Source organism: Williamsia sp. M5A3_1d, from assembly GCF_053345315.1.
Map to the genome: position 1 here is coordinate 401,487 of NZ_JBKEZX010000003.1, position 19,009 is coordinate 420,495.

14 protein-coding genes are annotated in these 19,009 nt (G+C 69.3%); 11 read left to right on the forward strand and 3 right to left on the reverse strand.

Annotation, left to right across the window (positions count from 1 at the left end; translation table 11 throughout):
* The first annotated feature begins 187 nt into the window (after positions 1-187).
* Positions 188-868: a DedA family protein gene (locus tag ACLBW1_RS14055; RefSeq protein ID WP_447812439.1), complete on the forward strand. Its 681-nt coding sequence runs from the start codon at positions 188-190 to the stop codon at positions 866-868.
* A gap of 16 nt (positions 869-884) precedes the next feature.
* Here ACLBW1_RS14055 and ACLBW1_RS14060 read toward each other — a convergent pair whose 3' ends face one another.
* A complete protein-coding gene (locus ACLBW1_RS14060) occupies positions 885-3,125 on the reverse strand; it encodes an AAA family ATPase (protein ID WP_447812440.1) in 2,241 nt (746 codons plus the stop codon).
* Positions 3,126-3,360: 235 nt separating this feature from the next.
* On the opposite strand from ACLBW1_RS14060, the gene ACLBW1_RS14065 reads away from it, so the two are divergent.
* From ACLBW1_RS14065 to ahcY, 3 genes are all read left to right on the forward strand, one after another.
* On the forward strand, positions 3,361-4,275 hold the full coding sequence (locus ACLBW1_RS14065; protein ID WP_447812441.1) for a cation diffusion facilitator family transporter: 915 nt from the start codon (positions 3,361-3,363) through the stop codon (positions 4,273-4,275).
* 110 nt (positions 4,276-4,385) lie between these two features.
* Complete coding sequence (locus tag ACLBW1_RS14070) at positions 4,386-5,945, forward strand: APC family permease (protein ID WP_447812442.1); 1,560 nt, start codon at positions 4,386-4,388, stop codon at positions 5,943-5,945.
* Between the two features lie 167 nt (positions 5,946-6,112).
* Positions 6,113-7,582 carry an adenosylhomocysteinase gene (gene ahcY, locus ACLBW1_RS14075; RefSeq protein WP_447812443.1) on the forward strand — a complete coding sequence of 490 codons (1,470 nt, stop codon included), beginning with the start codon at positions 6,113-6,115 and terminating at the stop codon, positions 7,580-7,582.
* Between the two features lie 94 nt (positions 7,583-7,676).
* Here the strand turns inward: ahcY and ACLBW1_RS14080 are convergent, their stop codons facing one another.
* Positions 7,677-8,045 (reverse strand): MerR family transcriptional regulator, encoded by a 369-nt coding sequence (locus ACLBW1_RS14080; protein ID WP_447812444.1) that lies wholly within the window; start codon positions 8,043-8,045, stop codon positions 7,677-7,679.
* A gap of 74 nt (positions 8,046-8,119) precedes the next feature.
* On the opposite strand from ACLBW1_RS14080, the gene ACLBW1_RS14085 reads away from it, so the two are divergent.
* A complete protein-coding gene (locus tag ACLBW1_RS14085) occupies positions 8,120-8,875 on the forward strand; it encodes an SDR family oxidoreductase (RefSeq protein WP_447812445.1) in 756 nt (251 codons plus the stop codon).
* Here the strand turns inward: ACLBW1_RS14085 and ACLBW1_RS14090 are convergent.
* On the reverse strand, positions 8,843-9,469 hold the full coding sequence (locus tag ACLBW1_RS14090) for a dTMP kinase (protein WP_447812446.1): 627 nt from the start codon (positions 9,467-9,469) through the stop codon (positions 8,843-8,845). The two genes, ACLBW1_RS14085 and ACLBW1_RS14090, sit on opposite strands and share 33 nt — an antisense overlap.
* Before the next feature lie 151 nt (positions 9,470-9,620).
* Between ACLBW1_RS14090 and mtrA the strand changes: the two genes are divergently transcribed.
* The 6 genes from mtrA (at position 9,621) to secA (ending at position 18,803) form a co-directional block, all read left to right on the forward strand.
* Positions 9,621-10,307, forward strand: a complete 687-nt coding sequence (mtrA, locus tag ACLBW1_RS14095) for an MtrAB system response regulator MtrA (protein ID WP_200932806.1) — start codon at positions 9,621-9,623, stop codon at positions 10,305-10,307.
* 44 nt (positions 10,308-10,351) lie between these two features.
* The gene (mtrB, locus tag ACLBW1_RS14100) at positions 10,352-11,974 is read left to right on the forward strand and encodes an MtrAB system histidine kinase MtrB (protein ID WP_447812969.1); all 1,623 of its coding nucleotides are present in this window, start codon (positions 10,352-10,354) and stop codon (positions 11,972-11,974) included.
* Positions 11,967-13,727 carry an MtrAB system accessory lipoprotein LpqB gene (lpqB, locus tag ACLBW1_RS14105; protein ID WP_447812447.1) on the forward strand — a complete coding sequence of 587 codons (1,761 nt, stop codon included), beginning with the start codon at positions 11,967-11,969 and terminating at the stop codon, positions 13,725-13,727. The genes mtrB and lpqB overlap by 8 nt, the downstream gene beginning before the upstream one ends.
* 106 nt (positions 13,728-13,833) lie before the next feature.
* Positions 13,834-14,544 carry a ComF family protein gene (locus tag ACLBW1_RS14110; protein ID WP_447812448.1) on the forward strand — a complete coding sequence of 237 codons (711 nt, stop codon included), beginning with the start codon at positions 13,834-13,836 and terminating at the stop codon, positions 14,542-14,544.
* 649 nt (positions 14,545-15,193) lie between these two features.
* On the forward strand, positions 15,194-15,817 hold the full coding sequence (gene hpf, locus ACLBW1_RS14115) for a ribosome hibernation-promoting factor, HPF/YfiA family (protein WP_447812970.1): 624 nt from the start codon (positions 15,194-15,196) through the stop codon (positions 15,815-15,817).
* Positions 15,818-15,977: 160 nt separating this feature from the next.
* Complete coding sequence (gene secA / locus ACLBW1_RS14120; protein WP_447812449.1) at positions 15,978-18,803, forward strand: preprotein translocase subunit SecA; 2,826 nt, start codon at positions 15,978-15,980, stop codon at positions 18,801-18,803.
* Positions 18,804-19,009: the final 206 nt, after the last annotated feature.

Below are 19,009 nucleotides of genomic sequence, written 5' to 3' on the forward strand. Positions count from 1 at the left end.
GACGACCTCTTCTGTGCGGAGCACACTGTGTGTCCTGCTGTTTCGAGTAAACCGCAGGTTGGGTCACTTCGCCGACCCATGGGGCGTTTCGGCGTCGATGACCACCCGGTGAACACCCGATGGTCGGGTGGTTAAACCGCTCTCGCGGCCCGGGGTGGGGGCATGTGCGTGCGTATCGTCGGTGGGCGTGAACCCGTTCGACGTGGACTCTTTCCTGGCGACGGGCGGCCTCATCGGGCTCTGCGTCCTCGTGTTCTTCGAGACCGGGTTGCTCATCGGATTCGTTTTCCCCGGCGATTCCCTGCTGTTCACCGCGGGCATCCTCGCCGCCGCCCCCGATCCCTACGCCCCGCTGTGGCTGCCGTGCGTGGTGGTGCCGATCTCGGCGGCGCTGGGCGATCAGTGCGGCTTCTTCATCGGCCGCCGCCTCGGCGAAGGCGTGATGCAGGGTCGGGTGATGCGGTTCATCGGGCCCGAACCCGTCGACCGCACGCGCCGCTTCTTCGATCGGTACGGCGCGCTGACGGTGTTCTTCGGTCGCTTCATCGGCATCGTGCGGACCCTCGTCCCCGTCCTGGCCGGGTTCACCGGCATGCGCTGGGCGGCGTTCACCGTCTTCAGCGTGCTCGGCAGCGCGTTCTGGGGTGCGGGCATCATCGTGCTCGGCTATCTGCTCGGCAACGTGTCGTTCATCGCCGACAACATCGACTGGATGATCCTGGCGTCGGCCTGCACGGTGGTCATCCCGCTGTCGGTCCATCTCGTGCGCCGCGGCATCGTGCGCCGCCGCGAACGCCACGCCGACGCGCCCACGATGCAGGAGTCGCCCGGGGAAGCGGCCGACGCCTCCGTCGACGCCGGCCGCTGACCTCCCGGTCGAGGCGCTACTGCAGATACGGCTCCGCGCGGCGGAGATTGGTCGCCGAGAAGTCGTCGGCGACGGTGGCCGCCAACTCGACGAACGCCCGGTGCGCGCCCTTGCCCAGCAGGTCCAGATCGACCTCGGCACCCTCGGCCAGATGGTCGTCGAACGGGATCGACTGCACCGCCCGGCAACGCGTGAGGAAGTGCTGGCTCAGCTGGTTGGTGTCGATCGTCGACGCACCCGAACGCGACGAGCTGAGCACCACGACCGCGCGGCTCACGAGATGGCCGTAGCCGTGGGCCTGCAACCAGTCGAGGGTCGCCCCGGCGCTGCGGGCACCGTCGATGGCCGGCGAACTCACCAGGATCAGTGCGTTGGCGAGGTCGAGGACGCCGTTCATCGCCGAATGGCTCAGTCCCGTACCGCAATCGGTGATGATGATGTTGTAGAAGCGCTGCAACACCTTCATGACGCCGCGGTAGTCGTCCTCGCTGAACGCCTCGGCGACCGCGGGGTCGCGCTCGGAGGCGAGAACCTCAAGACGGCTCGGCGCCTGCGAGGTGTGTGCACGCACATCGCTGTAGCGGTAGATCGAGTTGTCTGCGAGCAGATCGCGCACCGTCGACCGGGTCTGCTGCGGGATGCGCTGCGCGAGCGTCCCCAGATCGGGGTTGGCATCGACGGCGATCACGCGATCGCCGCGCAGCGACGCGAACACCGAGCCGAGACCCACGGTGGTCGTCGTCTTGCCGACACCGCCCTTGAGAGAGAGCACCGCGATCCGGTAGTCGCCACGCACCGGACGGTTGACCCGCTCGATGAGCTGGTTGTGGATGAGATCGTCGGGGGAGTCGCCCGGGTTGATCGCACCCGCCGACATCCTGTGCACCGCCCGACGCCACCCGCTGTTCGGGGCCCGTCGTGCCTTGCGGAGCAGCGCGACCTGATCGAGTGACGCGGTCCCGTTCGTGGGCGGGTACGGGCCGTCGCCACCGCCCGGGGTGGTGTGTGTGAAGCCGGGCTGGGGATGTCCGGACGGGGCGGGCGCCCCGTATCCGTTGGGTGCGTAGCCCGCGGGGGCGTACCCCGGCGGTGGTCCGGCGGGTGCGAATCCCCCCTGTGCGACAAAGGGATCCGACGCCGGACTGATCGGCGGCGGCCCGGCCGGGGTGACCGGCGGAGCGGGCCACGAGTTCGCGGGCTGCTCGGGCGCGGGGCGCTGCTCGTAGCCGGTGGGCGGCCCGGCCTGCCCCTGCCGAGGGTTCTCGAACTGCCGGGGCGCGGCAAAGCCCTGGGGCTGCCCGAACTGCTGTGGCGCTTCGAACTGCTGGGGCGGCTCGAACTGCTGTGGCGCTTCGTACTGCTGTGGCGCGTCGTACTGCCGGGGCGGCTCGAACTGCTGTGGCGGCTCGTGCTGATGGGGCGCGGCCGGGAACTGCGGGGGCGCATCGAACCGCGGCGCGCCGTTGAACGGCTGGCCACCGTTGCCGGGCTGCGCGCCGTTGGCGGTCTGGGAGTTGTCGGACGCGGCCGGGTCGAACTGGGGCGGCCCGCCGAACTGCGGGGGAGCGCCCTGGAACTGCGGGGGCCCGTCGAACTGCTGGGGCCTATCGAACTGCGGGGGCTCGTCGAACTGCTGCGGTGGCCCCTGGAACTGCGGTGCGCCCTGGAACTGCGGGGGCGGGCCCCCGAACTGCTGGGGCGCCGGGGGCTGTCCCCACGGAGCCGCGGGCGCCTGCGCAGGCCCGCGGTCGGCGTCGGGTGCAGCCCACGGCGGTGGGGTCGACGGCGGTGTTGGGTTCGGGGCGCCCGCGGGCGGACCGAATCCCTGCCCCGGCGCGACACCCGGTTCTTGCTGCGGGGGAGCAGAGGTCTCGGTGGGACCCCGATCCTGGGCGGCGGGGCGAGACGGCTCGGACGCAGCGTTCTCAGGCACGGACCGCTCGGGCACAGACGGCTCGGTCACGCGGGGCTCGGGAGTCGGCGCGGTCACCCACCGGGTCGCGTCGGCGACGTCGCCGTCGGGGCGCGCATCCGCGGTGGACTCGCGTTCGGGCGACGCGGCCAGCCACGAGGGCGGCGGGGGCCGGTGACCGGAGCCACGCCCCACCGCGCCCGCCGCGTCGGCGTCGTCGTTCGGTTCGTTCTCGGTATGACGTCCTGCGGCGCGGTCGGCCGAGTCGTCGTTTCCGGTGTCGTCCCGCGCCGGCTGCTGCAGCCACGGCGGGGTCGACGAGATAGCGCTCTTGTCGTAGCTCAACGGACATCCCCTAAACTCGTACGGTCATCGGCGACGCCGCCGTCGGCTTCGACGACCGCGTCGCTCGGTCCTCCCCTGCCCGATGCGCGAAGCGTGCTTCACGCACAGGCGCTCGATAGTTTACTACCGCACACCGTCGGTGCAGGAACTGGACTCGTCGGGCGGCAGTAGGGTCACCTGATGTCGCGGCGGCCACGACGGTCGACCGCGCCGGGTGCGAGCAGGAGGGACGCCGATGTCGGCAGAGGGTTCGAAGAAGGCGATCGTCGCGGCGCTGGCCGCCAACGCGGGGATCGCGGTCGCGAAGTTCGTGGGGTTCGCGGTCACGGGGTCGTCGTCGATGCTCGCCGAGGCGGTGCACTCGGTGGCCGACACGTCCAACCAGGGTCTGCTCCTGCTCGGTCAGCGCGAGGCCGCCAAGTCCGCCGATCGGCTGCATCCGTTCGGCTACGGGCGGAGCCGCTACTTCTACTCGTTCGTCGTGGCGATGGTGCTGTTCACCCTCGGTTCGCTGTTCGCGATCTACGAGGGCTACGAGAAGATCGTGCACCCGCACGAACTCGAGTCGCCGATCGTGGCCGTGATCATCCTGGGGGTCGCGATCTGCCTGGAGGGCTACAGCTTTCGTACCGCGTTCGGCGAGTCGAAGCCCCTGAAGGGTTCGGCGTCGTGGTGGCGGTTCATCCGCAACTCCCGCAACCCCGAGCTGCCGGTGGTGTTGCTCGAGGACACCGGCGCGCTCATCGGCCTCGCGTTCGCCCTCGGCGGTGTCGGACTTGCGACGCTGACCGGCGACCCGATCTGGGACGGCATCGGAACCCTCGCCATCGGGATCCTGCTCGGCGTCATCGCGGTCGTCCTCATCATCGAGATGCACAGCCTGCTCATCGGGGAGGGCGCCACCGCCGCCGACGAACGCGCGCTGTTCGCAGCGTTGGAGGCCGAACCAGGCATCGATCGCGTGATCCACATGAAGACCCAGTACCTCGGCCCCGACGAGTTGCTGGTGGCGGCCAAGCTGGGCATCCCCGCCGGGGCGACCGCGGTGACCATCGCCGACACCATCAACTCCGCGGAGGCGCGCATCCGCTCGTCGCTGCCGATCGCGCGCGTTATCTATCTGGAACCAGATATCGACCGCGGAAACTGACACCGCGAGTGTCGGGCGTGGCAAGGTCATCGACAACCACGAATCCGACATTTGCCCCGGCCGAGAACCCGACCGGTGCGCGCTGTCCGCCGACCAGCAGGAGTACGCCCATGACGCGTTCCGACCCCACTTCGCAGTCGCGCTCGCTGCGGCATTCGCTGACCCGCACCAAGTCGGTCGAGCAGTCGATGGCCGACACCGATGAGCCCGGATCGCAGCTGAAGAAGAGCCTCTCGTGGTGGGACCTCACCGTGTTCGGGGTCTCCGTCGTCATCGGCGCGGGCATCTTCACCATCACCGCCTCGACCGCCGGCGACAAGGCCGGACCGGCCATCTCCATCTCGTTCGTGATGGCCGCCATCGCGTGCGGCCTCGCCGCGCTCTGCTATGCCGAGTTCGCCTCGACCGTTCCCGTCGCCGGGTCGGCCTACACCTTCGGCTACGCGACCTTCGGCGAGTTCCTCGCGTGGATCCTCGGATGGGACCTCATCCTCGAGTTCGCGGTCGGCGCCGCGGTGGTCTCGAAGGGGTGGTCGAGCTACCTCGGCACGGTCTTCGGTTTCTCCGGGGGCACCGCGGAGATCGGGGGACTCGACGTCGACTGGGGTGCGCTCGTCATCGTCGTCGCGATCACGGCGTTGCTGGTGCTGGGCACGAAGCTGTCGTCGGGGGTCAGCGCCGTCATCACCGCCATCAAGGTCACCGTGGTGCTGCTGGTCATCGTGGTCGGGTTCTTCTACATCAAGACCTCGAACTACGGCCCCTTCATCCCGAAGTCCGAGCCGACCGAGAGCGGGGGGAGCTCGGTGGAGTCGACCCTGTTCTCGCTCATGACCGGCGGCGGCGACTCCAACTACGGCTGGTACGGCCTGCTGGCCGCGGCGTCGATCGTGTTCTTCGCGTTCATCGGCTTCGACGTGGTCGCGACGACGGCCGAGGAGACCAAGAACCCCAAGCGCGACGTACCGCGCGGCATCCTGTTCTCGCTGGGCATCGTGACCGTGCTCTACGTGCTGGTCACGATCGTGGTGACCGGGATGGTGAACTACAAGGAGTTGGCGACCTCGGCGGGCGACGGCGAGGCCAAGAACCTGGCGTATGCGTTCGGGCTCAACGGCATCACCTGGGCCGAGAAGGCGATCTCGATCGGCGCGCTGGCCGGTCTGACGACCGTGGTCATGGTTCTCATGCTCGGTCAGTCGCGGGTCCTGTTCGCGATGGCGCGCGACGGCCTGCTGCCCCGCGGGCTGTCGAAGACGAGCAAGTTCGGCACCCCGGCGAGGATCCAGATCATCGTCGGCGCGGTGGTCGCGGTGGTCGCCGCGTTCTTCCCGATCAACAAGCTCGAGGAGATGGTCAACGTCGGCACGCTGTTCGCGTTCGTCGTCGTGGCGGCGGGCGTGCTCGTCCTGCGTCGCAAGCGGCCCGATCTCGAGCGCGGCTTCACCGTGCCGTGGATGCCGGTCATCCCGATCCTGGCGATCGCGTCGTGTGTGTGGCTGATGCTGAACCTGTCGGCGCTCACCTGGATCCGCTTCGTCATCTGGATGGCGATCGGCGTCGCCTTCTACTTCCTCTACAGCCGACGACACTCGATGGTCGGTCGGCGTGAGCGGGGAGAGGTGGCGTCGGTCGACTCGCCGACGCTCGCGAAGTCGCCTCCGAGCTGACCCGCGGCGAGCTTGTGGGGCCTCACAGGCCCGTCGCCGGTCCGTGGTCACCATCACCGGCGAAACCGGGCGTTCATCGGGCGTTTTTCGCGCTTGAGCGGCGAGTTCGTTAGCCTGATACGCGACACTCGGACTCAACTGGTCCGATCGCCAACCAGGAGTAGTAGATGACATCGGTGCAGACAAGCCTCAGTGCGGACAATCTCGGCGGGATCGACTTCAAGGTCGCGGACCTGTCCCTCGCCGCCTACGGCCGGTTGGAGATCGACCTGGCCGAGGCCGAGATGCCGGGCTTGATGGAGCTCCGCCGTGAGTACGCCGACGTGCAGCCGCTCAAGGGCGCCCGCATCTCCGGCTCGCTGCACATGACGACCCAGACCGCTGTGCTCATCGAGACGCTGACCTCGCTCGGCGCCGAGGTGCGTTGGGCGTCGTGCAACATCTTCTCCACCCAGGACCACGCCGCCGCCGCTATCGTCGTCGGCCCGCACGGCACCCCGGAGGAGCCCAAGGGCATCCCGGTGTTCGCGTGGAAGGGCGAGAGCCTCGAGGAGTACTGGTGGTGCGCCGAGCAGATGCTCACCTGGCCCGGCGAGCCCTGCAACATGATCCTCGACGACGGCGGCGACGCCACCATGATGGTGCTGCGCGGCGCGCAGTTCGAGAAGGCGGGCGTCGTCCCGCCGGTCGAGGACAACGACTCGGCCGAGTACACGATCTTCCTCAACCAGCTGCGTGAGCGCTTCGAGACCGACAAGAACAAGTGGTCGACCATCGCCGAGTCGGTCAAGGGTGTCACCGAGGAGACCACCACCGGTGTCCTGCGCCTGTACCAGTTCGCCGCCGCCGGTGAGCTCGCGTTCCCGGCCATCAACGTCAACGACTCGGTCACCAAGAGCAAGTTCGACAACAAGTACGGCACCCGCCACTCGCTGATCGACGGCATCAACCGCGCCACCGACGTCCTCATCGGCGGCAAGAAGGTCCTCATCGCCGGCTACGGCGACGTGGGCAAGGGCTGCGCCGAGTCGCTCGCCGGCCAGGGCGCCCGCGTCCAGGTCACCGAGATCGACCCGATCAACGCGCTGCAGGCGCTCATGGACGGCTACGACGTCGTCACCGTCGAGGACGCGATCGGCAAGGCCGACATCGTGATCACCTCGACCGGCAACCTCGGCATCATCACCCTCGATCACATGCGCCAGATGAAGGACAAGGCGATCCTGGGCAACATCGGCCACTTCGACAACGAGATCGACATGGCCGGCCTCGAGAACTCGGGTGCCAAGCGCGTCGTCGTCAAGCCGCAGGTCGACCAGTGGATCTTCGACAACGGCAAGTCGATCATCGTGCTCTCCGAGGGCCGTCTGCTCAACCTCGGCAACGCCACCGGTCACCCGTCGTTCGTGATGAGCAACAGCTTCTCGAACCAGGTCATCGCGCAGATCGAGGTCTGGACCAAGAACGACGAGTACGACAACGAGGTCTACCGCCTCCCCAAGCACCTCGACGAGAAGGTCGCCAAGATCCACGTCGAGGCGCTCGGTGGCACGCTCACCAAGCTCACCAAGGAGCAGGCCGAGTACATCAACGTCGACGTCGAGGGCCCCTACAAGCCCGATCACTACCGCTACTGATCGCACGGTTCGCGGTCTGATCCGACCGCTCCCGCGACACGACAACGCTCCCGCGACTGTGCTCACAGTCGCGGGAGCGTTTCGTCGTCGTGGGTCAGGCGGGCGCGGGCCCGGAGATGTGGGTGGCCTCGCCGACGGCGGCGATGAGGGCCTCGAGATGTGTGCGGGTCGCGACGAGATCGTCGATCTGGCGGTTCAGCCGCTCGTGGGCGTCACCGAGTCGGACGAACGTGCCCTGCGTGACGGTGCCGGCGTGGACGCACGGCAGCATCTCGCCCATGTCCCGGGTGGGCACGCCTGCGTCGAGCAGACACCGGATCATCGCCACGCGCCCCGCCGTGTCCTCGTCGAACACCCGATGTCCACCGGTGGTCCGGTGCGACGTGATCAGGCCGCGCGACTCGTAATGGCGCAGCGATCGGACCGACGCGCCGGTCCGATCCGACAGTTCCCCGATACGCACGACCGCCTCCTGTGACACACGTCTCCTCGTGAGGCCTTGAACCTCACACCGGTGTCAGATCCTACGGTCGAGGAATGGAACTCACCAACGCCACCGTCCTCGTCACCGGCTCCAACCGCGGCATCGGACTGTCCCTCGTCCGCGCATTCCTCGACGCGGGGGCATCCCGCGTCTACGCATCCTCGCGATCGGGCGCGGTGCCCGTCGACGACGATCGGGTCGTCCCACTGGCCCTCGACGTCACCGATCCGGCCTCGATCGCCGCCGCCGCACGCCGTGCCGACGACGTCGACATCGTCGTCAACAACGCAGGCGTGACGGCGATGCAGTCGCTGCTGACCGGCGACATCGACGCGATGCAGCGGGAGATGGACACCAACTTCTGGGGCCCGCTGCGGGTGACACGGGCGCTCGCCCCGACGCTGGCCCGGCGCGGCGGTGGTGTCGTCGTGAACGTCGCGTCGGCGCTGTCGCTCATCACCGTGGCGCAGGCCGGCTCGTACTCGGCGTCGAAGGCGGCGGTGTGGTCGGCCTCGGACGGGTTGCGTCTCGAACTCGCCGATCAGGGGACGCGGGTGATCACGGCGTTCCTCGCCGCGACCGACACCGACATGATGGCCGGCGCGGACATGCCGAAGAACGATCCGGCGGATGTGGCCGCGGCGATCCTCGCCGGCATCCGCGACGGGTCCGACGAGGTCTTCGTGGACGACGACAGTCGGGCGGCGAAGGCGGGCCTGTCGGCGCCGATCGACGTGCGCTACCCGGGGCTGGCGGAGGCGCGACGCCCGCGTCGGTCAGACCAGGGTGTCGAGAGCGGGGTCGTCTGAGCCGCTGATCGCCGTCCACGGCGAGCGCCACGAGCGCGCCACCAGATCCCGGTAGACCGCAAACGTCGCGTGCTGCAGAGCGGTGTCGCGCTCGTAGGCGTCCATCGCGCGGGTCGCGTCGTCGGCCGCACGCGATGTCGCCCGCGCACGGGCGAGCTCGGGATCGGTGCCGAGGAGGATCTGTCGGTCCGGCACGGGCAGTGCGAACCGATCGAACTCGAGTCCGGCGACCCACTCCACCGCGTCTCCATCGACGGACTCGCCGAGCCGGGCGGCGGTGTACGCGGCGTTCGACGCGACGTAGCGGTCGAGCAGCACCACGTCGTGCGACGCCAGGAGATCCCGGATCGCCTCGGCGGCGTCGCGACGGTCGAGGGCGAACAGCATCGCCATGGCGTACGCGCTCGACCGCAGGTCGCCGTGCTCGCCGTGCAGCGCCTCGGAGGCGACGTCGGCGTGGACCGACTCTCCGTAGCGGGGGAAGGCCATCGCCGCGACACGGCGACCCGTCGCGGTCCACTTCCGGGTCAACCCATCGAGCAGGGTCCGTTTCCCGGCGCCGTCGAGACCTTCCACCGCGATCAGTACTGCCACACGGCGATGCTAGCCAGCCGCGCACGGCGATTGCGCCCACCTGCACACGGACGCGCCGTCCGATGTGGACGAGATGGGGGGCGACGAGCCGGTCGGAGGACCCCGCGGGCGTCGGCGCGCCACCCGCCCGTTCACCGGTCGCAATGTCACCATGGGTGACATGAAGCCCAGGATTCTTGTCGTCGACGACGACGCGGCGCTTGCCGAGATGCTCACGATCGTGCTGCGTGGTGAGGGCTTCGAACCGTTCGTCGTCGGCGACGGCACCCAGGCGTTGGCCGCGGTCCGCGAGATCCGACCCGATCTGGTGCTGCTCGACCTGATGCTGCCGGGCATGAACGGCATCGACGTGTGTCGCGTCCTGCGCGCCGATTCCGGTGTCCCCATCGTGATGCTGACCGCGAAGAGCGACACCGTCGACGTCGTGCTCGGACTCGAGTCGGGCGCCGACGACTACATGGTGAAGCCGTTCAAGCCGAAGGAACTCGTCGCGCGCGTACGCGCCCGGTTGCGCCGCACCGACGACGAGCCCGCCGAGCTGCTGTCCATCGGCCCGATCGAGATCGACGTCCCCGCCCACAAGGTGACCCGCGACGGCAACCCGATCTCGCTCACGCCGCTGGAGTTCGATCTGTTGGTCGCCCTCGCCCGCAAGCCCCGCCAGGTGTTCACCCGCGACGTGCTCCTCGAGCAGGTCTGGGGCTACCGGCATCCGGCCGACACCCGCCTGGTGAACGTCCACGTCCAGCGTCTACGCGCCAAGGTCGAGCTCGACCCGGAGAACCCCGAGGTCGTGCTCACGGTGAGGGGGGTCGGCTACAAGGCCGGCCCGCCGTGATCCGCGCGCTCCCGTCTCGCTCACACGCGTCGCGTCCGTCGCGCATCGGGCGCGGTCGTCGTCGCATCAACCCGACCTTCCCGCGATTCCTACGCCGGTGGTCGGCGACGGGCAGGGTCACCGGTCGCCTCTGGCGTCGATCGCTGCAGCTCCGCGTGGTCGTGTCGACCATGGTGCTGTCGTTGGTGGTGCTGCTGATCCTGGGTTTCGTCCTCACCAGCCAGATCACCGACCGGCTGCTCGACCAGAAGCTGCGCGCGGCGACCGAGGAGATCGACCGGGCCCGCACCTCCGTCGAGCGTGACCTCGCCGGTGGCGACACCAACGCCTCGATCACCAACCGGCTGCAGCAGACACGTTCGATCCTCACCGACCGCGACGTCGGCACCACTCCCGCGTCCGGCGTGGTCGGCACCTTCGACACCGTCCTGCTGGTACCCACCGGGCCCGCCGACTCGGCGTCGGTCGGGCCGGCCGACGAGATCCCCGACAACCTGCGCGCCATGGTGCGCGGAGGTCGCATCGCCTATCGGTACTCCTCGGTCGCCGAGAACGGCGGCAAACGGTCACCGGCGCTCATCATCGGTACCCCGACCACGACCGGTGTCGCCGGGCTGGAGCTGTATCTGGTGTTCCCGCTGACCAACGAGGAGAGCACCGTCTCGCTGGTGCGCGGCACACTGTTCACCGGTGGTCTGGTGCTGATCGTCTTGCTCGCGGCCATCGCGATGCTGGTGTCGCGGCAGGTGGTGATCCCGGTCCGCTCGGCGTCGCGGATCGCGGTGCGGTTCGCCGACGGTCGACTCAAGGAACGCATGCCGGTCCGCGGCGAGGACGACATGGCACGGTTGGCGATGTCGTTCAACGACATGGCCGAGAGCCTGTCGAAGCAGATCAGCAGTCTCGAGGAGTTCGGCGGACTGCAACGGCAGTTCACCTCCGACGTCAGCCACGAACTGCGCACCCCGCTCACCACCGTGCGGATGGCCGCCGACGTCCTCTACGAATCGCGCGACGACTTCGACCCGGTCAACAAGCGGTCGGTGGAGCTGATGAACAGCGAGCTCGACCGTTTCGAGACGCTGCTCGGAGAGCTCCTCGAGATCTCCCGCCACGATGCCGGTGTCGCCGAACTCGCCGCGGAGAAGATCTCGATGAGCATCCCCATCGACGGCGCGCTGGCCACCGTGCGACACCTCGCCGCCGACACCGACACCCAGTTGGTGCTCGACCTCCCGGCCGAGCCGGTGATCGCCGAGATCGACCCGCGGCGCGTGGAACGCATCCTGCGCAACCTGCTGGCCAACGCCATCGACCACGGCGAGCAGAAGCCCGTGACGCTCACGATGCGCAGCGACGGCGACGCGGTGGCGATCACCGTCCGCGATCGCGGCATCGGTCTGCGACCGGGGGAGGAGAAGCTCGTCTTCAACCGCTTCTGGCGGTCGGACCCGTCGCGCTTCCGGCGTTCGGGGGGCACCGGGCTCGGGCTGGCCATCAGCATCGAGGACGCGCGCCTGCACAGCGGTCGACTCGAGGCATGGGGTGAACCCGGTGCCGGTGCGAGTTTCCGACTGACGCTGCCGCTGGTGCGTGGGCACAAGGTGCTGGGAAGTCCGTTGCCGCTCAAGCCGATCGGGGCACGTAAGGTCACCGGACGTGAGTGACGCCCCGCGCCGTCGTCGCACGCCGATCGCCTGGCTGGTCGCGATCTGCGTCGCGGTGACCGTGAGCGCCGGCTGCGTGTCGATCCCGACGACGTCGAGCCCGCAACCGATCGGCACCCTCCCCAGCCGCGCACCGGCGGTATCGGTGCCCACGCCGCTCCCCGGGATGAGCCCCGAGGCGCTGGTCCGCGACTTCCTCAAGGCGTCGGCCAATCCCGGTTCGGGTCACCTCGCCGCGCGCCAGTACCTGACGTCGTCGGCGTCGGACGGATGGGACGACCGTGGCGGCTCACTGATCCTCGACTCGATCAGCGTGCTCACCGACGGTCGCACCGACGACACCTTCACCGCCCGCCTGATCGCCGACAACACCGGTGTCCTGCAACCCAACGGCCACCTCATACCCGCCACCGGAAAGGTGGAGTCGCGGCTGACGATGCGACTGGTGAACGGGCAGTGGCGGATCGACGGCGCGCTGCCCGCCGGTGCGATGGTCGACCGTACCCAGTTCGTGTCGAGCTATCGCGCGCGCAACGTCTACTTCCCGTCGGTGTCGGGGGACCGCCTCGTCGCCGACCCCCGGTGGTTGTACTCCACCGGCAACGACGTCAGCGACCAGCTGGTCGACATGCTGATCTCCGGTCCCTCCGAGGAACTGTCCCGCGCGGTGACCAACGCGTTCGGATCGTCGGCGGCGCTGCGCGGGGCGATCGAGACCCTCGGATCAGGCGGCGTGCGGCTGCAGTTGACCGGGGTCAGCTCCCTGTCCGAACGCGACCGCACGCTGCTCGCCGCGCAGGTTGTCTGGTCCCTCGACCGTGCCGACGTCCCCGGTCCGTACGTCATCGACGCCGACGGCGCGCCCCTCAACGAGCGGTACTCGTCGGGATGGACCACCGGCGACGTCGCGTCGCTGGATCCGTCGGGCCCCGCGCAGTCGTCGCCTGCGCTGATGGTCATCCGATCGGGGTCGCTGGACCGGGTGACGGGCACCGGGCTCACACCGGTCGAAGGCCCGCTCGGCACCTCCGGTGCGCTGCTGTCGGCGTCGGTGTCGTCGGATGGCAGGCGTGTCGCCGCGGTCGCCCGCGGCCCCGCGGGCGGACCGGCGATGCAACTGCAACTCGGTGATCTCGGCGCGAAACCGGTGACGGTGGCGTCGGGACGCACGATCTCGCGGCCGTCGTTCGGTCCCGACGACGACACGGTGTGGGCCGTCGTCGACGGCCGCCTGCAGCGCTTCTCGCGTGACGCCACCGGGGCGCTGCAGGCCCCGCGGGTGATCGACACCGGCGCGCTGACGCTCGTGGCGCGCGGCGACATCACCGAGGTCCAGGTGTCGCGCGACGGTGCCCGCGCCGCCGTGATCGTCGGCGGCACACCGATTCTCGCGGTCATCTCCACCACCGGCGCCGATGCGCAGGCGCTGACCGGTGCACGCGACGCCGCGTTCAACATCGGCGGCGAGGCCGTCTCGCTCGACTGGGTGTCCGGCGACACCGTCGTCGTGGCACGCAGCACCACCGACTCGCCGATCGTGCAGGTGAGTGTCGACGGGACACCCGCGGTCGGTCTGCTCAGCGGCAACCTCACCCCGCCGGTCACCGCGGTGGTGGGGGACCGCACGACGCTCTACGCCGCCGACAGCCGCGGCATCCTCCGGCTCGGCAGCACCGACGGCCAACCCGATCAGTACTGGAACGAGGTCGCCCCGACCATGGGGTCGCAGGCCATCCCGGTCCTGCCGCAGTGATCACGTCGCACTGACGCCCTGTCGGGTTCGGCGTACCTGTGGACAACCCCCGCCCGCAGTGCGCGCCCGATCGTCGGCCGCCGGTCGCGGCGACGAGGATCGCGACATGTCGCGATGGCCCGCCTGGCTCCACGGTGTCCGGGAGGTCGCCCGAGCCGCCGCCGATCTCGCGGTGCCGTCGCACTGCGGCGGATGCGCGCGCCCGGGGACACGGTGGTGCGCGCGATGCGATGCGACCCTGCGCGACGACCCCGTCGAGCTCACCCCGCGCGTGCCGCCACCGGTGAGCACCTGGGCCGTCGGACGCTACGTCGGACCGTGTCGGGGTGCGGTGCTGGCGATCAAGGAACACGGCCGCGGTGATCTCGTACCGATCCTCGGTGCGGCCGTGGCGCGCGACCTCGTCCGGCTGGCGGCGTGGTCGGAACTGCCGCAGACCACCGGCCGGCTGATCCTGGTGCCGGCGCCGACGCGCTGGTGGGCGGCACGGCGCCGCGGCGGTGACCCGGTGACCGCCATCGCGCGGGCCGCCGCCGATTGTCTCGGCCCGCGGGTCGCCGTCGTCGGTGCGTTGCGCACGTCGGCCTGGGCACAGGACTCGGCCGGTCTGTCCGCGCGCGCCCGGGTCGACAACCTCGCCCACGCGATCTCGATGACCGCGCGGCCCGCGGCCCTCGCGCGACTGCGTGCCCCCGACACCGCCGTCGTCCTGCTCGACGACGTGCTCACCACCGGCGCCACCGCGACCGAGTCGCTGCGTGTGCTCGCCGCGGCCGGCGTCGGAGTCCACGCGGTGCTCGTGGTGGCCGGTGCCTGACCGCACCCGTGCGTGCCCGACGCGACACACCGCGCGACACGCGGCGAGGTCGTCGGATCGACATGAAAACTCGATGAAATGTTGACGCGCAAATGATGGCGATGCCATGGCCGGAGCGACTACCTTGAGGAATCACACTCGTCGACATCGCGTCACGCCGAGGAGGTGATGACGACCAGCCCGCGCGCAGCGCGGTGCACGTCGGCGGTGACCGCAACACCATCGCCCGACCTGTGGAGGTGAGGCCGCTCCCCCCAGAAGTGTCGTTGCGATGCAATCGATCTCACGCCATGGCGGCCTGAGCGGATGCGCGAGGAACGAGGGTTGGACACCGGCCCCCGCCCGAGCAGCGGCACCGCCCCCGACCGTGGTCGGCCGCGATCCCTTTCACGCGACAACTCGTTCGCGCGAGTCGCGACGTCCGCGGAACACCCCAGACCAGGAGGTAACGCCAGTGTCGACAGTGCTCAACACGACCCCCCGCGCAGGAACCGATGCCGCGCCCCGGGCAGCCAACCCCGCCCAACGTCCCGTACCGACGCCCCGCGAGCCGTCCACCCCGCACACACCACCCCGAGCCGATCAGGCGCCGTCGGGCCCCGATCCCTTCGATCGCGGCTCGGCCTACGTCTCCGCCGACCCTGACCACATCCCCGGTCAGCCGGTCGCGACCGTCACCGTCACCGGCCGCAACGTCGAGGTGCCCGACCACTTCCGTGTGCACGTCGGCGACAAACTCTCCCGCGTCGAGCGTTTCGATCCCACGATCTACGCCTTCGACGTCGAACTGCACCACGAGCGCAACCGTCGCCAGGCGAAGGTCTGCCAGCGGGTGGAGATCACCGTGCGCGGCAAGGGCCCCGTGGTGCGGGCCGAGGCGTGCGCGGAGAACTTCTACGCCGCACTGGAATCCGCGGTCGACCGGCTGCAGTCGCGCCTACGACGCACCAAGGACCGACGTCGCGTGCACCACGGCCTGCGCACCCCGGTCTCGGTGGCCGAGGCGACCGCGGACATCGAGACCCTCGACCTCGCCGACACCGCGACGGAGACCTCCGCCGACCCCGCCGAGTACGCGCCCGACGACCACGGGCCCGGTCAGGTGGTGCGCGTCAAGGACCACGAGGCCGTCCCGATGACCGTCGACGACGCGCTCTACGAGATGGAGCTCGTCGGCCACGATTTCTTCCTGTTCCACGACAAGGAGACCGATCGGCCGTCGGTGGTCTACCGTCGGCACGCCTTCGACTACGGGTTGATCCGTCTCGCCTGAACATCCCTGATGACGAGGCCGCGGCGGTGACAACCGTCGCGGCTTCGTCGCGTCGGGACCCCGTCAGTACCATGGTGGGGATCTGCGGCCGCACCCGTCGGCGTGCGCGCGCAACCCACACACCCATACAGCCACGACATTCGGACAGAGGGATCAACAAGTGCTCAACAGGATGCTGCGAGTCGGCGAGGGCCGGATGGTCAAACGTCTGGACGCGATCGCGACACACGTCGAGTCGCTGTCCGACGAGATCGAGGCGCTCACCGACGCCGAACTCCGCGCCAAGACCGCCGAGTTCACCGAGCGGTACACCGACGGCGAATCACTCGACGACATGCTGTCCGAGGCGTTCGCGGTGGCCCGTGAGGCCGCGTGGCGCGTCCTCGGCCAGAAGCCGTTCCACGTGCAGATCATGGGCGGCGCGGCACTGCACTTCGGCAACATCGCCGAGATGAAGACCGGTGAGGGCAAGACCCTGACCTGTGTCCTCCCGGCCTATCTCAACGCCCTGACCGGTGCGGGCGTGCACGTCGTCACCACCAACGACTACCTCGCGAAGTTCCACGCCGAGTGGATGGGTCGCGTGCACCGCTTCCTCGGGCTGCAGACCGAGGTCATCCTCACCGGCATGACGCCCGACCAGCGTCGCGAGGCCTACGCCGCCGACATCACCTACGGCACCAACAACGAGTTCGGGTTCGACTACCTGCGCGACAACATGGCGCACTCGCTGGCCGACCTGGTGCAGCGCGGCCACGCCTACGCCATCGTCGACGAGGTCGACTCGATCCTCATCGACGAGGCCCGCACCCCGCTCATCATCTCGGGCCCGGCCGACGGGTCGAGCAAGTGGTACACCGAGTTCGCCCGGATCGCGCCGCACCTCAAGAAGGACGTCCACTACGAGGTCGACATCCGCAAGAAGACCATCGGTGTGCACGAGGCCGGCGTGGAGTTCGTCGAGGATCAGCTCGGCATCGAGAACCTCTACGACGCGTCGAACTCGCTGCTGGTCAGCTACCTGAACAACGCGATCAAGGTCCAGGAACTGTTCGAGCGCGACAAGGACTACATCGTCCGCAACGGCGAGGTCCTCATCGTCGACGAGTTCACCGGCCGCGTCCTCGACGGACGCCGCTTCAACGAGGGTCTGCACCAGGCCATCGAGGCCAAAGAGGGCGTCGAGATCAAGGCCGAGAACCAGACCCTCGCCACCATCACGCTGCAGAACTACTTCCGCATGTACGAGAAGTTGGCCGGCATGACCGGTACCGCGCAGACCGAGGCCGCCGAGCTCGACCAGATCTACAAGTTGGGCGTGCTGCCGATCCCGACCAACAAGCCGATGATCCGCGCCGACCAGACCGACCTCATCTACAAGACCGAGGAGGCGAAGTTCGCCGCGGTCGTCGACGACATCACCGAGCGGCACGAGAAGGGGCAGCCGGTCCTGATCGGCACCACCAGTGTCGAGCGGTCGGAGTACCTCGCGCGCCAGCTCACCAAGCGCGGCATCCCGCACACGGTCCTCAACGCGAAGTTCCACGAGCAGGAGGCGCAGATCATCGCCGAGGCCGGTCGGTCCGGCGCGGTCACCGTCGCCACCAACATGGCCGGTCGTGGCACCGACGTCGTGCTCGGCGGCAACCCCGACGTCATCGCCGATGTGCGTCTGCGCAAGCAGCGCCTCGATCCGGTGGAGACACCCGAGGAGTACGAGGCGGCGTGGGACGAGGTCATCGAATCGGTGAAGGCCGAGGTCGCCGCCGACGCCGAGAAGGTCCGCGAGGCCGGCGGTCTCTACGTGCTGGGCACCGAGCGTCACGAGTCGCGACGTATCGACAACCAGCTGCGCGGTCGTTCGGGTCGTCAGGGCGATCCGGGTGAGTCGCGGTTCTACCTGTCGCTGGGCGATGAGCTGATGCGGCGGTTCAACGGCGCGGCGCTCGAGTCGATCATGAACCGCGTCAACCTGCCCGACGACGTCCCGATCGAGGCGAAGATGGTCAGCAAGGCCATCCGCAGCGCGCAGACCCAGGTCGAGCAGCAGAACTTCGAGGTCCGCAAGAACGTCCTCAAGTACGACGAGGTGATGAACGAGCAGCGCAAGGTCATCTACGGCGAGCGCCGCACGATCCTCGAGGGGGAGGATCACCGCGAGCAGGTGCTGCGGATGATCGACGACGTGGTCACCGCCTACGTCGCCGGCGCCACCGCTGTCGGGTACGTGGAGGACTGGGATCTCGAGCAGCTGTGGACCGCGATGCGCACGCTGTACCCGATCGAACTCGACTACAAGGAGATCGTCGGCGAGAACGAGTTCGGTGAGCGCGAGGACATCTCGGCCGAGGAGCTGACGGCGACGTTGGTCGCCGACGCGCGTGAGGCCTACGCCAAGCGCGAGGCGGAGATCGACGCGATGGCCGGCGAGGGCGCGATGCGTCAGCTCGAACGGACCATCCTGCTCAGCGTGCTCGACCGCAAGTGGCGCGACCACCTCTACGAGATGGACTACCTGCGCGAGGGCATCCACCTGCGGTCGATGGCCCAGCGCGACCCGGTCGTGGAGTACCAGCGCGAGGGCTTCGACATGTTCCAGGGCATGCTCGAGGGCCTCAAGGAGGAGTCGGTCGGCTTCCTGTTCAACGTCGCGGTCGAGGCCGCCCCGTCCGAGCAGGCCCCGGCCCCGGTGGCCGCGCCCGTGGCCCCGCCGGTCGCCCCGCGTCCCCTGCCCACCGAGGAGGCGCAGAGTGCGGTCGCGATGACCAAGTCCGCGGCGCCGACGGCTCTGCGGGCGCGAGGGTTCGACGACGAGCAGCAGGACCTGGTCTACACCGGGCCCGCCGAGGACGGCAGCACCCGGCAGATCGCCGACGGGGCCGACACCGCGGGTGTCTCCGCGAGTCGACGCGAGCGTCGTGCCGCGGCGCGGTCGGGTACCCGGACGGCCGGGACCAAGCCGCCGAAGGCCCGCAAGAAGCGCTGACCGGACACCTCCCGCTCCTCGATCCGCTCCCGCGACAGCCACCGTCGCGGGAGCGGAGTCGTCTCGCGGGAACCGGCACGGGCGGCGACCGAGACGAGAAAACTCCGGTCGTGCCGGAACCGTGACCACGTTCGCCGCGTCGTAAGTGGTGCGCGAACCCGATTCGTCGGCGGGAACACCCCGCCGGTCGGCGCGCCACGGACGAT

Bases quoted from the DNA above. Each gene is read 5' to 3' on its own strand.
- ACLBW1_RS14065 (WP_447812441.1), top strand. From the start codon at position 3,361: ATGTCGGCAGAGGGTTCGAAGAAGGCGATCGTCGCGGCGCTGGCCGCC.
- ACLBW1_RS14070 (WP_447812442.1), top strand. From the start codon at position 4,386: ATGACGCGTTCCGACCCCACTTCGCAGTCGCGCTCGCTGCGGCATTCG.
- ahcY (WP_447812443.1), top strand. From the start codon at position 6,113: ATGACATCGGTGCAGACAAGCCTCAGTGCGGACAATCTCGGCGGGATC.
- ACLBW1_RS14085 (WP_447812445.1), top strand. From the start codon at position 8,120: ATGGAACTCACCAACGCCACCGTCCTCGTCACCGGCTCCAACCGCGGC.
- mtrA (WP_200932806.1), top strand. From the start codon at position 9,621: ATGGGTGACATGAAGCCCAGGATTCTTGTCGTCGACGACGACGCGGCG.
- ACLBW1_RS14110 (WP_447812448.1), top strand. From the start codon at position 13,834: ATGTCGCGATGGCCCGCCTGGCTCCACGGTGTCCGGGAGGTCGCCCGA.